Source organism: Acidobacteriota bacterium, from assembly GCA_029861955.1.
Lineage (GTDB): Bacteria > Acidobacteriota > Polarisedimenticolia > Polarisedimenticolales > Polarisedimenticolaceae > JAOTYK01.
Window position 1 is genome coordinate 94,720 of sequence record JAOTYK010000008.1, and the last position, 15,032, is coordinate 109,751.

Annotated in this window: 15 protein-coding genes and 1 tRNA gene; 8 read left to right on the top strand and 8 right to left on the bottom strand. The window is 63.7% G+C overall.

Features of this window, described 5'->3' with window-relative positions; all coding sequences use genetic code 11:
- The first annotated feature begins 183 nt into the window (after positions 1-183).
- Both recA and OES25_05495 read left to right on the top strand, forming a co-directional pair.
- On the top strand, positions 184-1,338 hold the full coding sequence (recA, locus tag OES25_05490) for a recombinase RecA (protein ID MDH3627094.1): 1,155 nt from the start codon (positions 184-186) through the stop codon (positions 1,336-1,338).
- Between the two features lie 43 nt (positions 1,339-1,381).
- Positions 1,382-1,457: transfer RNA gene (locus OES25_05495), tRNA-Phe, on the top strand.
- Here OES25_05495 and OES25_05500 read toward each other — a convergent pair.
- Genes OES25_05500 through lexA form a run of 7 tightly spaced genes read right to left on the bottom strand, consistent with a single transcriptional unit; the run spans position 1,436 to position 6,483 of the window.
- Positions 1,436-2,161, bottom strand: a complete 726-nt coding sequence (locus OES25_05500) for a hypothetical protein (protein ID MDH3627095.1) — start codon at positions 2,159-2,161, stop codon at positions 1,436-1,438. The genes OES25_05495 and OES25_05500 overlap by 22 nt on opposite strands.
- Before the next feature lie 54 nt (positions 2,162-2,215).
- Positions 2,216-2,809, bottom strand: a complete 594-nt coding sequence (locus tag OES25_05505) for an isoprenylcysteine carboxylmethyltransferase family protein (GenBank protein MDH3627096.1) — start codon at positions 2,807-2,809, stop codon at positions 2,216-2,218.
- Entirely contained in the window at positions 2,806-3,531 is a 726-nt protein-coding gene (locus OES25_05510) for a PilZ domain-containing protein (GenBank protein ID MDH3627097.1), read from the bottom strand. The genes OES25_05505 and OES25_05510 overlap by 4 nt, the downstream gene beginning before the upstream one ends.
- The gene (locus OES25_05515) at positions 3,528-3,698 is read right to left on the bottom strand and encodes a hypothetical protein (protein ID MDH3627098.1); all 171 of its coding nucleotides are present in this window, start codon (positions 3,696-3,698) and stop codon (positions 3,528-3,530) included. Before OES25_05515 ends, OES25_05510 begins: the two co-directional genes overlap by 4 nt.
- A 39-nt stretch (positions 3,699-3,737) precedes the next feature.
- Positions 3,738-4,562 carry an aminotransferase class IV gene (locus OES25_05520; GenBank protein MDH3627099.1) on the bottom strand — a complete coding sequence of 275 codons (825 nt, stop codon included), beginning with the start codon at positions 4,560-4,562 and terminating at the stop codon, positions 3,738-3,740.
- The gene (locus OES25_05525) at positions 4,559-5,872 is read right to left on the bottom strand and encodes an anthranilate synthase component I family protein (GenBank protein ID MDH3627100.1); all 1,314 of its coding nucleotides are present in this window, start codon (positions 5,870-5,872) and stop codon (positions 4,559-4,561) included. The genes OES25_05520 and OES25_05525 overlap by 4 nt, the downstream gene beginning before the upstream one ends.
- A gap of 5 nt (positions 5,873-5,877) precedes the next feature.
- Entirely contained in the window at positions 5,878-6,483 is a 606-nt protein-coding gene (lexA, locus tag OES25_05530) for a transcriptional repressor LexA (GenBank protein MDH3627101.1), read from the bottom strand.
- Between the two features lie 126 nt (positions 6,484-6,609).
- Here lexA and OES25_05535 point away from each other — a divergent pair, with 126 nt between their 5' ends.
- Complete coding sequence (locus OES25_05535; protein MDH3627102.1) at positions 6,610-8,601, top strand: HEAT repeat domain-containing protein; 1,992 nt, start codon at positions 6,610-6,612, stop codon at positions 8,599-8,601.
- Here OES25_05535 and OES25_05540 read toward each other — a convergent pair.
- Complete coding sequence (locus OES25_05540) at positions 8,591-10,420, bottom strand: HD domain-containing protein (protein MDH3627103.1); 1,830 nt, start codon at positions 10,418-10,420, stop codon at positions 8,591-8,593. The two genes, OES25_05535 and OES25_05540, sit on opposite strands and share 11 nt — an antisense overlap.
- Before the next feature lie 176 nt (positions 10,421-10,596).
- Between OES25_05540 and OES25_05545 the strand changes: the two genes are divergently transcribed.
- From OES25_05545 to OES25_05565, 5 genes are read left to right on the top strand one after another with little or no spacing between them, the layout of a single operon-like run.
- The gene (locus OES25_05545) at positions 10,597-11,865 is read left to right on the top strand and encodes a 3-deoxy-D-manno-octulosonic acid transferase (protein MDH3627104.1); all 1,269 of its coding nucleotides are present in this window, start codon (positions 10,597-10,599) and stop codon (positions 11,863-11,865) included.
- A complete protein-coding gene (lpxK, locus tag OES25_05550; GenBank protein MDH3627105.1) occupies positions 11,865-12,902 on the top strand; it encodes a tetraacyldisaccharide 4'-kinase in 1,038 nt (345 codons plus the stop codon). Before OES25_05545 ends, lpxK begins: the two co-directional genes overlap by 1 nt.
- 35 nt (positions 12,903-12,937) lie before the next feature.
- Positions 12,938-13,531: an HAD-IIIA family hydrolase gene (locus OES25_05555; protein ID MDH3627106.1), complete on the top strand. Its 594-nt coding sequence runs from the start codon at positions 12,938-12,940 to the stop codon at positions 13,529-13,531.
- A complete protein-coding gene (locus OES25_05560; GenBank protein MDH3627107.1) occupies positions 13,521-14,525 on the top strand; it encodes a PfkB family carbohydrate kinase in 1,005 nt (334 codons plus the stop codon). The genes OES25_05555 and OES25_05560 overlap by 11 nt, the downstream gene beginning before the upstream one ends.
- A complete protein-coding gene (locus OES25_05565) occupies positions 14,522-15,016 on the top strand; it encodes an adenylyltransferase/cytidyltransferase family protein (GenBank protein ID MDH3627108.1) in 495 nt (164 codons plus the stop codon). The genes OES25_05560 and OES25_05565 overlap by 4 nt, the downstream gene beginning before the upstream one ends.
- The last annotated feature ends 16 nt before the right edge of the window (positions 15,017-15,032 follow it).

The following is a 15,032-nucleotide window of genomic DNA, read 5'->3' on the forward strand; positions in this document are numbered from 1 at the left end:
GAGCGGTCCTTTCTGTGGTGCAATGGCACCGTGAAACGGAGCCAAATATAGGGGGGGTGCCGTCGGGAAGTCAACTGATTGCCGGGGTCCATCGGTCGTTGACTTTTCGCTCACTTTCGCCTAGGCTTTCGCTTCCCGAATACGTGTCCCGTGGTGCCTGCGACCCGGCCCAAGGAGTGATGGATGTCCAAGGACGAAGCAAACGGAATCTCCCAAGAGAAGCATAAAGCGCTGGATCTGGCGGTTTCTCAGATCGAACGGCAGTTCGGTAAGGGATCGATCATGAAGCTGGGAGACCGGGGCGGGGTGAAGATCCCCGTCATTTCGACGTCATCGCTCTCGATCGACTATGCCGTCGGTGTCGGCGGAGTGCCTCGCGGCCGGGTGGTGGAAGTCTTCGGCCCCGAGTCCTCCGGTAAGACCACCCTGGCCCTCCATGTGGTGGCCGAGGCGCAGAAGGCCGGTGGGTTGGCGGCGTTCGTCGATGCGGAGCATGCACTGGATCCTGAGTACGCAAAAAAACTCGGCGTCGATGTCGACAATCTGATGGTCTCCCAACCCGACTCCGGAGAGCAGGCGTTGGAGATCACGGAGATCCTGATCCGCTCGGGATCGATGGATGTGGTGGTCGTCGATTCGGTGGCAGCCCTGGTTCCCAAGGCCGAGCTGGATGGCGAGATGGGCGATTCCCATGTGGGGCTTCAGGCCCGCCTCATGTCTCAGGCGATGCGCAAGCTCACGGGCATCGTTTCCAAGAGCAAGACCAACCTCCTGTTCATCAACCAGATCCGTGAAAAGATCGGCGTCATGTTCGGAAGCCCCGAGACCACAAGCGGCGGCCGGGCATTGAAGTTCTATTCGTCGATGCGTCTCGATATCCGCAGGATCGGAGCTATCAAGGTCGGCGACGAGACCATCGGCAACCGTACGAAACTCCGTGTGGTGAAGAACAAGGTAGCCGCGCCGTTCCGCATCGCAGAGTTCGACATCCTCTATGGCATGGGGATCTCAAAGGAAGGCGACCTGATCGAACTCGGCGTCGCCCACAAGATCATCGACAAGTCGGGATCGTGGTTCTCCTACGGCGACCTGCGCCTCGGCCAGGGTCGCGAGAACACCCGGCTCTTCTTGCGAGACAACCCGGATCTGGCGATGGAGATCGACGCAAAACTCCGTCAAGAACTGGATCTGACTCCGAAAGAGATCGACGACGAAGCCGCCGCCGAGACCCCGGCCGAAGCCGCTGCCGACGACGCTCCGACCAACGGAACCCGCACCCCAACGAAGGCCGCCAGCGGCCCACGTAAAGGCGCTCGGAGAGCCACCCCACCGGCTTGACGGTCTGTGGGGCCTGTGACACCATGCCACGCTTCGTGGGTCTGCCTCGGTAGCTCAGTTGGTAGAGCGAGGGATTGAAAATCCCTGCGTCGGTGGTTCAAATCCGCCCCGAGGCACCACCGCCCCGCAGCCATCGTCGCAGGGCTCGGTAGGGCACCCGAATCCACCCATGGGCCCGGGTCCAACCGCGACGCTCCCACGACTCGGTATGATCCTCCGGCGTCATGCTCTCGGGGTCGTTGCGCCGCCAATGTTTCAACAGGTGGAACCGATCGGCCCGTTGGAACTCTCTCAACAACGCCGTACCGGCCCGGGTCGGCAGCAGACGCCAGACGCCGCGACGCTGCCGTCGCTCCTCCGGACAATGCCAGGCGATACCGAAGTCGATCAGGTAGGGTCGGCGGTCGTCGCCCACCAACACGTTCTCCGGCTTGGAGAGATCGATATAGGCGAGGTCATGCAGATGGATCCGTTTGAGCAGTTCGTCCAGCCTGGAAAAGAACTGCGGGTCCAATGAGGGAGAGATTCGGACAAGAGGGCGCCCCTCGATGTAATCGTGAGCTAGCCCCGCGGCACCCACCTCCCCTCGGTAGCGTGGCACGCCGTCCATCTCGCCGAGAACCCGATAGATCCGTTGCTCCCTTCCGATGAGCCATCGACCCAGCCAGCCCATCGGTAGGCCGAAGAAGCTGATCCGACGCCCGAGCTTGACGATGACCTTGTCCGCGCCTTGAACGTAGATGCCCGTGGCACCGTGGAAGTCGTGTTTGAGGACCGATGCTCTGGAGAAGCGGGCGCCCTGAACCTCGACGCGATCGGGCATCTCCTCCGCGCCTAGCGCACGAAACCTCGAACGGGCCCAATGGCGGATCACACCCTACCCCAGGAGACGGTGGATGTAGTACAGCGCCAGGCAGAAGACGACGATGTAGATCGGTTCGCCGTTCTGGACGAGACTCTGACGGAACGACCAACTACCCAGCTTGAACCCGCCGTAGGGTCGCAGACTCGGTAGCTGTGCGTGGGTCTTGGCCCGCCACTCGCGCCAGTCGTCGCCGAACAGACGCTCCAGCTTGGTATCCTCGCCTCGGATGGCCGGCGGATAGTAGAGCGCCGTGATCAACAACCACAACGGAACGCTCCACCAGAGCGATGAGGCGAGACAGAAGCCGACGGCGATCAGATGGTTTCCGACATAGAGCGGATGACGGACGAAGGCGTAGGGCCCGGTCGTCGCAAGCTGCTTATCCTTCTTGACGTGTCCCGAGGCCCACAGGCGGATCAGCATGCCCACGACCACCACAACAGCGCCCGGGAGAAAGAGACTCTCGAGGGGGCGTGCGACGAACGTGACCAACGCGATAAACGAGATGCCGACGAACTGACGGTGTCGATCCCGGCGATATCGCAGATCGTGGATGAAGCGGGAAATCCCCGAGCTCGGGCGGGTCGGAATCGCCGTTTCACTCATGACGTTTCGCTCTCCTTCGACAGCTGTCGGACGTGACGTAGATACATCGTCGGTGGGCTGATCAATTGAACTCCCATGCCGGCCGGTTTACTCCCCCGCTTGTGCGGAGTCGACCAGACCACCTTGCCCACCAGCGGGATCGTAAACTCATAGAGTTCGACCAGTAACTTCACGGTTGTCGCCTTGGGAAGGGGCTTGTCTGTGGCCACGAAGAGGCCGTTCTTGGACAGGTCCGACGTGACCGCCGAGGTCGTCGCCTTCTCCTCCCCGAATCGCACCGACAGATTGAGGAGGAGACGCGGATCTTTCCCCCCGATGGGCGCCTGCACGGCATCGTCTTCCGGATTCGGTGCCCCCGGAATCGTCGAAACCGAGTCGATGGACACGCCCTCTTCGAGGATCTTGATCTCCCGACGAGCGCAGTGGTCGCGGATGTAGTCCATCCCCTGCAACTCGACATCCTGCGGCGTGTCGCCGACAAACTTCAGCGCACCGCGTCCACCGGGAACGCTCCACAGCATGTTGGGATAGGTCAGCACGCGTGCCCGCCAGAGTTCACGGCATTCGGCGATCAGGACGCCGTAGACTTCGGTCCGCCCACCCGCCTCAACCGCGACCCGTCCGGCATGCCGTTCGGGCCCGGTGGCCAGCAACGCACCCGGACAGTCGCGTCGCCCCTCGTGGCGCGTGCAACAGACCGGGCACCATTCTGTCGAGTTCATGGGGCGTCGGGCTCGATAGGACCGGATCCACGGATCGCGTTGGGTTCACTCTGAGCGATCGAGCGCCACAACCCGTGAGCCACGACCACTCCGACCCAGACCCAGAGTCCCACCGCGGCGAAGAAACCGGAGATCAACCAGCCAGATGCAGAAGCAGACGATTCCATGAGCAACACTCCGTCGTGGATCGCTGGGACTGTACCACCCTACTCTGCGATTTTCCGCAATTTCGCAACCCTCCCGGCCAGTTCCGCCGTTCGTTGCCCCGGCTCTCCGCGTCCGATCTTTCGTCCGTCGACGGACAGCAAGGAACGGATGCCCTTGACGCTCGATGACAGGAAGGCCTCCTCGCAGCGCAGCAGACGTGGCAGACGGATATTGCCCTCGTGGATCGTGTACCCGGCGTCCCCTGCCGCGGCCAGGACGATGCGTCGGATGACACCGGGCAGGATCCCGTCACGGATGGCCGGCGTGAAGATCGCGCCCCCTCGCAGCAGGAACAGGTTGCTCATGCAGCCCTCTGCCAATCGGCCCCGCGTGTTGAGCCAGAGCCCCTCGTCGGCACCATGCGCCCGCGCCCACTCCAGACCCAGCTCGTTCCCTGCATAGTTCAGGGTCTTGTGGTTGGCACACGGGTCATCGGGGTTCTTGCGCCACGGCAAGATGACGGCAGTCGCCGGCCGACCGGCCTCGTCGGCGTCGATGGCACCGTTGAGGACGACGGTGCGACCTCCGCGGGTCACCAGCAGTTTCAACCAGCCGGAACGATGGCCCGATAACCGGGCCTCCTCGATCAGGACCGCACGAAGGTCGTACCCGTGATCCAGATTGATCTGAAGGGCGGTCGCGCTCTCACGCAGTCGCTCGAGGTGTTCATCGAGATCAAGAAGGCGGCCGTCGCGGATCGCCGCGGTTTCAAAAAGGCCCAGGCCGACGTGAACCGCAGGGTCATCGACGGCGAAGGAGATCTCCCTAAGCGGTCGTCGCTGACCGTCCACCCACCCCAGACTCTCCCGATCAGGGAGTCTCACGCTGCATCCTCCGGTTCGAATCCCAGCCCCCGACAGAGGGGGCGCACCTTGTCGTTGGACTCTCGCCACTCTGCGACGGGATCGGAGTCGGTCACGATGCCGCCGCCGGCACCGATCCAGGTTCGATCGCCGTGGCCCACATAGGTCCGGATCAGGATACTCGATTCGACGTGTCCGTCATCACCCAGCCAGACCAGGGAGCCCGTAAAGAAGTTCCGTGGCACCGGTTCGATCTCGGCAAGCAGTTGTCGGGCTCGGATCTTCGGCGCGCCCGTGATGGATCCACCGGGAAACGTCGCCTCGATCCACTCCGGCAGGCCGCACTCGGGGCGTAACGTCGCCGACACACGCGTCACGAGATGTTGAACGTTGGTATAGCGACGAAGCTCGGGAAACGGACCGACCCGGACCGTTCCGGGAAGCGCGATCCGACCGAGATCGTTTCGCTCGAGATCGACGATCATCAGGAGTTCGGCCCGGTCCTTCTCGGACCGGAGGAGTTCGTCGGCAAGACGTCTGTCTTCCGCCGGGTCCGCATCGCGCACCCGCGTCCCCTTGATGGGCCAGGTCGAGATCGATCCGTTGCCATCGATCACCAGGAACGTCTCCGGGGACATCGACGCCACCGTCAGACCGTCCCAGTCGACGAACGCCGAACGGGGTGCAGCCGGAAGACGGATGAAGGCCTCCCATAGATCGAGACGGCCACGACACTCGAACCGCTGACAGAGATTCGCCTGGTAGATCTCCCCCTCGCCGATGGCACGCTGGATCGTCCGCACCGCCTCCAGGTAGGCATCGCGCGAGAGGCTGGTGCGCACGGTCACGTCGTCGGTCGTGGACTCGGGAGGCTCTGGAGACGCGGGGGCGCTCGCCAGCGCCTGCTCAACCTGTGCGCGTCCATCGGCATCGAGACCGGCCGCACGTGGAACGCCATCGGCCCAGTGGATCGAGCCATCGACCTCGGCCCAGAACCAGTCGGGGGGCTCGTTCCCGTTTTCGCCGTCATCGAGGTCGGCCGCCGGATCGAGGGCGTGGTACCCGAGTCCGAGGAGGATGCCGGTCTGTCGCGATCCGTCGACACGACGACGGGCCACACGACGACGCTCGACGGCCTCCAACATCTTCCGGGTCTCTCCACGAAACCCGGATCCCACGAAACGAGGATCGACGGCGACGGTGGGGCCGAAGCTCCAACCACGATCCTCGCCGGCGGTGTCGTCGGCGTGACCGAGATAGAGCGTTCCGCCGGAGGTCGGATCGAGGTTCCGTAGGGCCGCGGCCAGTCGGAGGGGCGAGACTCCCGTCAATCGGTTCAATAGTGTCGCAGGACCCCGATCACCACGCCCTGAATCGCCACCCGATCGGCAGGAACGCGGATCGGATCCATGGACGGATGGGCCGGCTGGAGTCGGATCGTCTCACCCTCGTCGTAGAACTGTTTCAGCGTGGCGTCCCGTCCGTCCACCAACGCGACGACGGTGTCTCCCCTGCGGGCGGTTTGACGCTGTTCGATGACGACGAAATCCCCATCGCGGATCTGTTCGTCGATCATGGAATCGCCCTGCACGCGGAGGACATAGCTGTGCTGTGGGTCTCGAACCATCTCCGTCGGCACGGAGATCGTCTCTGCGGTCTGCACCGCCTCGAGCGGTAGGCCTGCCGCGATCGAACCCAGCAACGGGAGCTGCCGCACACCACTGTCGTCAACGCCGTCGACCAGTTCGATCGAACGGTTCTGGTTCCAACCACGTCGGACCAGCCCCTTCTGGACGAGATGCGAGACATGCTTGTGGACGGTCGCCACGGACGACAGGCCAAGCTGCTCACCGATCTCCTGGAGCGAGGGGGAATAGCCCTGTTCCGAGATGAACTGGTGAATCACGTCGAGGACTTCACGTTGCCGTCGAGTCAGCGCCATGGCGGTCTCCTTCCGCGCCACCCTAGGCGAATACCTTGCGAAAGTCAATCGCCGGGCGAGCTTTGCCGGGCCGGAGTAACGTGGGTATATTGCTCGTCACCGGCGAAACCAAGGAGAGACGTGACCATGGGGAGACGACGGGGCCTACCCCTGCTTGTTGCGGGCTTTCTACTGATTCCGGGGCTGCTGGCGGCCCAGGTCGACGACCCGGCCCAGACGCTCATCCGCGAGGAGCAGAACCGCGTGCGGTTTGCTGAGCTTCTCGAGCAGGGAACCCAACACCTCGAAGATCCTCAGGCCGTCTTGCGGGAGTTCGCCGATGCCGCCCACGGACTCGCCGCCGGTGGCGACGGCATGCTGCCGTTTCTGTTCGACGAGGTGGACCGCACCGATCAGCAGACCTTCTTCGTCTGCACGTATGCCCTCGGGCTGATGGGTGGCGAGGAAGCGAAGCAGATTTTGTTGCAGGCCCTCGAACGGGCCTCCGGCGATCTGGGCGACTACGGGATCGCACGCAAGGCCTGGACCTCCTACAACCTGGCGCTGCTCGGTGAGACCGACTCGTTGGAGTGGGTGAACGCCCGACCCAAGGCGGCCGGCCACATCCCGCTCTTCGAGTTGACCTCGACGCTGGAAGGGATGGCGATCATCCTCGAGAATCGCGCCACGCCGATCCTCATCAAGCAGCATGAAGCGCTTCGACCGGACCCCGAGTACCGGCTCGAATGGCAATTCCTGATTGCGTCCCTCGGGCGGACCAACGATGAACGCGCGCTCCCCCTTCTTCACAAGATCTTGCAAGAAGACGAAACGCTCAAGGGCCGGCAGGAGGCCGGGCGCGCGCTCGCCAATCTCGCCAGGCCGGCCTCAACCCCGACCCTGCTGGCCGTTCTGGACAACGAACCCAACGAGTACATCCGGCGTGCCGCGGCCGAGGCACTGGTGGAAATCTACCCGACGGACCAGCGCGATGCGTTGATCGATAAGTTCGACAAAGAAGGCTCTCCGGGAGTTCGAATGGCCTTGCTGCGAATGATCGTGCCGATGCTGGGAGAGGAGTCGATCCCCTTCCTTCGAAAGCACTGGTACCGCATGCGTCCGGTCGACCGAGCCGAGGCCGTCACCTCGCTTACGATCCTGGGTGACAACGCGTTACCCATCGTCGGACGCGGCCTTCAGTCCCGGGAGGGCAGAGTTCAGACGGCGGCCATTCAGGCACTGGGAGAGATCGGAACCCCGCAAGCGCAACTCGTCCTCGAGAGTGCCGTGCGTTCGCCGGTCTGGACCGTCGCGCAGAAGTCCGCCATCGAGATGGCGTACCGAGGATTCGATTCCGGGGCCCCGGCAGTCGCCGAACGGGTCCTCGATAAGGAGTTGTCCGAACCGATTCGGGATCCCACCCGCCGAGACCGAATCTACGTGATGATGAACCAGCTCATCAAACTGAACTACGGCGGACGGATCGATGAGTTCCGTGCGGCGATGCAGGCGCAACCGGACTCCCAACTAAAGGCGTTCATCGAGCAACGCCTCGTGGAGATGCGCGCACTGGCCGACAACGGTGATGACGTCAAGAAGTGGCTGAAGTTCTCGGAGACTGCCCCCGAGGGCCGGCTGCGGGATCTCGCCTATCGGAGACTGTCCCAACTGGGCGGCAAACCAAAGAGCGCTCGCGTTCTTGTGGCCCGATTCGATGGTGTCAATCGCCCGACCCAGCGCCTGATCGTCGAGGCACTGTCCGCGTACCCCGGCGAAGAGACGACCCAACTCCTCACGAGAGTTCTCACGACGGATGAGTTCGCCGGTTACAAGAACGAACCGCTGCGGGATATCGCGGCGTACGCCGCTCGCACGCTCGGAGGTTCGGCGATGCGCGACCTCCTCGGTATCGCCGTCGATCGGACACGGGGGAGGGACACACGGACTCTCGTCTACTGGTCGATTCTCGCGGGCGACGCCGCAATTCCGACACTTCAGCGTTACCGCACGGATCGCGTGCGATACAGCACCGGACGCCGAGGGTTCGAACAGATCAAGCTCGATCGTCTGGCACGCCTCATTCGAGCCGGTCGCCCGCTTGGCGAGTACGATCTTCCGCCGGATGAGCTCAGACTGTAGCGGGTGAATCCCGTTCCGTGGCGTGGTCGTCGGCGTCGATGGCCGCGGCGCCCTCGTCAGCCAGAAGATCCTCGGATCGGATCACGCCACGAGCGTAGACTCGATTGAAGGCCTCGACGATACGCGCCTCGAACGCGACTCCACGGAGCTTGTTGATCCGATCATGGGCCTCTTCGAACGTCATCGCCCGCTGGTAGGGGCGATGGGTCGTCATCGCATCGAACGTATCGGCCACCGCGATGATCCTCGCCATCAACGGAATGTCCTCACCGACCTGCCCGTCGGGGTACCCCCCACCCTGCCACCGTTCGTGGTGCGAACGTAGACCCGGCAAGACTCGTTTCATCTGCCGGATCGGCGCCATGATGCTGGCCCCCAGTGTCGTGTGGGTTTTCATCACCTCGAACTCTTCCGGCGTGAGCTTGCCCGGCTTCTGCAGAATCTTATCGTTGACGCCGATCTTGCCGACGTCATGCATCAGCGAGGCGACGTGAATATCGCGGACATCTTCTTCGGAGAGCCCGACCTCCTTGGCAATCAACACCGAGTAGCGGTTGACTCTTCCGGAGTGACCGCGGGTGTAGGGGTCCTTGGCATCGATGGCCTGAGCCAGCGCACGGATCGTCCCCAGGAACAGCTCGGCGTTCTCATCCGCCGCCTGTTTCAATCGACGGATCTGATCCTCGATCTCTCCCGCCATGCGATTGAACGTGAACGCCAACTCGCCGATCTCGTTGCCACTTCGGACCTGGACCCTGCTGGAGAAGTCGCCTTCGGCAAACTTCCGTGACGCGTTGGCCAGGCGATTGATCGGCGTCGACAACGTACCGGCGAACGCCATCGCCGCAATGATGGAGAGCGCCAGGACGACCAGCGCCCAACGCATCGTGTTGTCGATCATGCTCTGCACTGGGTGATAGACATCGTCAAGGCGCGCCTGAACGAACACGCCCCAGCCGTCGCGTGTAACCTCGTAGGAACCCAGCTGCATGGCGCCGTCACTCATGCCTTTCGCGGAGAACTCCATCGTCACGCTGCCACGCCCCTTGCTGGCGAGGAAACGTTGCACCAGGGGAGAGTCTTCCGCAGCACGTCCGGGACGAACGGCGACGGTGTCGGTGCTGGCAAACACCTCGCCGGAATCATCGATGGCATAGGTGAGATGGCCGGTGTCGGTCGTCGAGACCACCGAGTCCCAGATACCCTGGAGATCCACCACGCCCGAGATGACCCCGCGGAACTTTCCTCGCGTGACCACCGGAGCCGAGACGACGATGACCGCGGACCCGTCGTGGGGTCCAAGTCGGATGGGATCGGAGATCGTCGCCTGCATCGTCGGTACCGATCCGCGAGCACCGAGGTCCTCGACCGCGTCCCGCAAGCCGGATTCAAACGAAGGCTCGAGTTTCTCGTCCAGGATCCCGGCATCGATCGCGCGAACCGAGGCACTATCGAAGTACGCGAACCGCAGGAAGATCAGCCGTTCGTCGACGACGTCATTGAGCGTATTGCGGATGGCCCGCGACTGAAGGCCGCCTCGCCCGGTCGTCCCGCCGAGCCCCTGGGCGACTCGAATCACCTCCGCCGCGGCTCCATCGACATGGATATCGATTTCCCGGGCGATCGAACGAGCGAGGAGTAGCTGAAACTCCTGCTGCGCGGTGGTCAACGCGTAGCGATTCTCGTCGATCAACTTCCAGGCCACAGCCGTCAACGGTGCCAGGCCCACGAGGACCAGGACCGCGGCCAGCGTATAAACGATACGACCGCGACGCCGGAACGCCGGTTTCGAGTCATCCGTTTTGGCCGAGCCGCTCATACCACCCCAGTTTCAGCGGACGTACCGCTGCCCCATTCACTGTCTGGGGAATATAGGGTCCCGCTTCGCCGCCGGGCAAAGGGAGGCCAAACTCACCGTTTCCAGACAGTTAGCTTCGTTGACGCCCGTTTCTCGGTTGGACTAGACTGCGGTGTGGCCGTGGCGCCCACCCATCGATGCGTACGCTCTACAACAGTCTCCTGACACCCCTAAGGTTGCCGGTCGCCCTGCTTGCAGCGTGGCGGTCCAGGGATGTCCACGGGCAACTCGAGTGGCGGCAACGGCAAGGACGGGACCTGCCTCGGGGTACGGCGGACGGCGTCTGGCTCCATGGGGCCTCGGTAGGCGAAGCGCGGCTCGTACAAGCGCTGGCCGAGCAGCTGAGAGAGCGACGGGCAGATCTACCGCTTTCGGGATCGGCCATGACGCTCGCCGGGCGCTCCCAACTGCCCTCTGCGGTGGAACTCGATCGCACGTTCTTCGCGCCACTCGACTTCACACCCTACGTCCGCCGGACGCTTGACGCCGTCGATCCGAAATTGTTGACGCTGGTCGAAACAGAGCTCTGGCCCAACCTGATCCACGAGTCCCACGGCCGAGGATGTCGCCTCTCGATGGTCAACGCGCGTCTGTCCGAAGAACGCATGCGTCGGTACGAGAGGTTTCGGCGGCTCTACGCACCCTGCCTGAGTCGCATGCATGCCATCGGCGCACAGTCCGACCGCGACGCCGAGCGATTCTGCGAACTTGGCGCAAGGCCGGATCGTGTCCGCGTCACCGGAAACGTGAAGTACGACCTCGCAGCTCCGGCCGACACGCGGGCGGCGTGGCAAGAGCGTCTGAGTATCGCCGATACCGATCTCGTCTGGGTCGCGGGGTCGACAGCGGAGGGCGAAGAAGAGCTCCTTCTCCCGGTCTACGCCGCCCTACGCGGTGAACATCGCGATCTGCGCTGGATCGTCGCACCGCGCCACCCCGAGCGAGCCGGAAGCGTAACCCGTGCCATCCGTCGTGCCGGCTGGACCGCGTTCGAACTGTCTGCTCTGACCTCGGATGTCGTTCCCCCGGAATTCGACGTTCTCGTCGTCGATCAAGTAGGGAAGCTGGCCGAGCTCTATCGACTGGCCGACGTCGCATTCGTCGGTGGCAGCCTGGCTCCCATCGGCGGTCACAACCTCCTGGAGCCGGCGACGGTGGGGGTCCCGGTCGCGTTCGGTCCTCATGTCGGCCACGTGGAGGAGATGGCCCAGGCACTCTTGCGAGCCTCGGGCGGTCATCAGGTGACGGACGCGCAGGGTCTGACTCGTGTCCTCGGTGGATGGCTTCGGCATCCGGAGGAGCGTATGGCCATCGCGCGTCGCGGTCAGGGAGTCGTCGAGGGCAATCGCGGTGCGTTGCGAGTCACCACCGATCTGCTTCTAGAGCTTCTCGACGGGAGGGCGTGATGCGTCCGCCGGAGAGAGGTTTGCTGGCCATGGCCCTGCGGGTGACCGAGCCGCTCTATCGGGGGGCCGTCGCCCTGCGAAACCGTCGCTTTGACGGTGGCCGTGGGATCCACCGTTCGCCTCTTCCCACCATCAGCGTCGGCAATCTGACGGCGGGTGGGACGGGCAAGACTCCCCTCGTGCTATGGCTCGCCAACGAACTTCAGTCCAGCGGGGCTCGGCCGGCGATTCTCAGTCGCGGTTATGGCGGACGGGTCGGCGCCGGCCCACGCCTTCTGGATCGGCAAGACCCCGGCGGGGCCAGTCGCTACGGAGACGAACCGTGGCTGATGGCCCGCCGACTCCATGAGATCGACATCGTCGTCGGTAGTGACCGGGTCGCCGCAGCGAAGATCGCCCATTCGCAAGGGGCCAACCTGCTGCTCCTGGATGATGGCTTCCAACATCGACGCCTCGATCGGGATCTCGACATCGTGCTTCTGGATTCGGCGTCGCCCTTCGACAACGGTCATCTGCTCCCTGCCGGACTCTTGAGAGAACCTCCCGAGAGCCTGGCACGGGCCGGTGTGGTGATCTTCAGCCGCCATGTCGCTTCCCGGGAGCCCACACCTGCCCGCGAGCGCGCCCGAGCTCTATCGCCGAACGCCGCCCACTTCACGATGAGCAACCGTCGCGTCGGCTGGTTCGACGTCGATGGTGTTCAGCAGGCGTCCCCTCCACGTCGTTTTGGATTCTGCGGCCTTGGCAATCCACAGCCGTTCCGTGAGGATCTCCTCACAGACGACGCCGAGCTGACCGGCTTCCGGGTGTTCCGAGATCATCATCGTTACATGAACGACGAGTTCAAACAGATCCTCCAGGCCGCCGTCGCCAACGACGCGACGCCGGTCACGACGGAGAAGGACCTGATGCGGATGGCCTCGGCTCCGCCGGAGCTTCTCACCGCATTGCGAATCCTACGAATCGACGTAACACTCGACGCTCCGGAGCAGCTACTCGAGCGCGTGCTCCAGGCGACGAAAACCCACGCCAACTGATATAAACTGGGGCGCTCCCGAGGAATCGAATAGCCATGCCTAGACGCGCCATCTTCATCGACCGTGACGGCACGATCAATCACGAGGTCGGGATCATCAACGACCCCCAGGCCCTGACCCTCATCGACGGAGCCGCCGACGCGCTGGGGCGTGCGGCTGCGGCCGGCTTTCAGACGATCGTCATCACCAACCAATCGGCCATCGCCCTCGGAAAACTGGACGAGGCGACGCTCGCGGACATCCACGATCGGCTCCGCGACCTTCTCTACGAGGGGGGTGTTCGACTCGACGCGATCTACTATTGCCCCCACCACCCCACCATCGGAGAAGGACGTTGGACGCGGGCCTGCGATTGTCGTAAACCGGCCGACGGTCTCCTGCAGCGTGCCGGTCGTGAGATGGGTATTGCGCTCAAGGACTCCTACATGATCGGCGATCGAATCCGCGACGTCCGTGCCGGCCACGCGGCCGGGGCCACTGCAGTTCTCGTTCGCACCGGATTCGGTAAGGATGAAGAGGCGGATGCGAAGGCGGCGGAGAACGGATCCGCCCCCGCGACCATCGCCGACAATATCTCGGCAGCCATCGACTGGATTCTGAAGAAGGAGGCATCCTCCGATGAGTGTTGATCGCCTGGTGTCAATCGTCCGTGAGTTCGCCGGCACCCCCGTCGCGGTCGTAGGCGACTTCGTGGCGGACGAGTTCATTTATGGCGACATCGCACGCGTCTCACGGGAGGCACCGGTTCTCGTCCTCAACCAGATTCGAACAGAGGTCATCCCAGGCGGTGGCGCCAACAGCGTCGCCAATCTCAGCGCGCTGGGCGCCCACGTTCATGCGATCGGCGTTGTCGGGAACGATGCATCCGGACGGAGCCTGCTCAAGGCCTTCGACAAGATGCGTGTCAATCGCAAGGGTGTCCGGCGTCTCACCGATTACGCGACGCCGACAAAGGCTCGGATCCTGGCCGGTGGGATCCATACCCGACGACAACAGATCGTTCGACTGGATCGTGGCTCCTCGCGCGACGCACTCTCGCCGCGCACGCGAATCTCAGTGCGTTCCGCTCTGCGTGACGTCATCAAGACGACACGAGGTGTGCTGGTCGCAGACTATGGGTATGGCGCTGCATCGCCCGACGTCCTGGGCCCCCATCTGAAGCGTTGGTCTGCGGCGGGGACGGTCGTCACGGTCGACTCCCGAACTCGTATCGGCGCGTTTCACGGCATCACCGCCTGCACCCCCAATCAGGAAGAACTCGAGGTGGCGTGCGGCATCCACAATACGGACGACGAGACCCTACTGGCCGCGGCCCGTCGGCTCCGTCGCAAAACATCCGGTCGCGCGTTGCTCGTCACCCGGGGCGCGCGCGGGATGACACTCCTTACGTCACGCAAGACCTGCGAGATTCCGGCATACGGAACTGACGAGGTCGCAGACGTCACGGGTGCCGGCGACACGGTCATCGCGGCGTTCACGCTGGCCACCTCGGTCGGCGCCGAATTCGAGGATGCCGCCCGGCTGGCAAACTACGCGGCAGGCATCGTGGTCACACGGGTCGGAACCGCCACCGCCACGCCGGATCAATTGATCGCGGCGATCCGAGAGGACCACGCCCAATGAAACGATCGACCAGCGAGAAGGTCCTGGATCGTGCGACCCTTCAGCGGCGCCTGACGTCATTACGCGAGAGCGGCAAGACGATCGCGTTTGCCAACGGACTGTTCGACATCCTGCACGTGGGACATCTTCGATACCTACGCGGCGCGGCGGAGGTAGCGGACATCCTGGTCGTGGCTGTCAATGCCGACCGATCCGCACGGGAGCTGAAGGGGCCGGGACGCCCCGTCACGCCGCAGCACGAACGCGCGGAGCTGATCGCGGGATTCGACTGCACCGACTTCGTGACGATCTTCGACGAGCTCACCGTCGAACCGCTGCTTCGAGCGCTACGACCGGACTTCCACTGCAAGGGGACGGACTACACCGCCGAGAATGTCCCGGAGGCCGCCATCGCCAAAGAACTGGGCATCGAGGTCGCCATCGTCGGCGACCCCAAGGATCACGCGACGCGAGAGATCATCGAGCGTCTCTCGACACCCGATGATTCCTAGCGTCGAACCGCGGTAG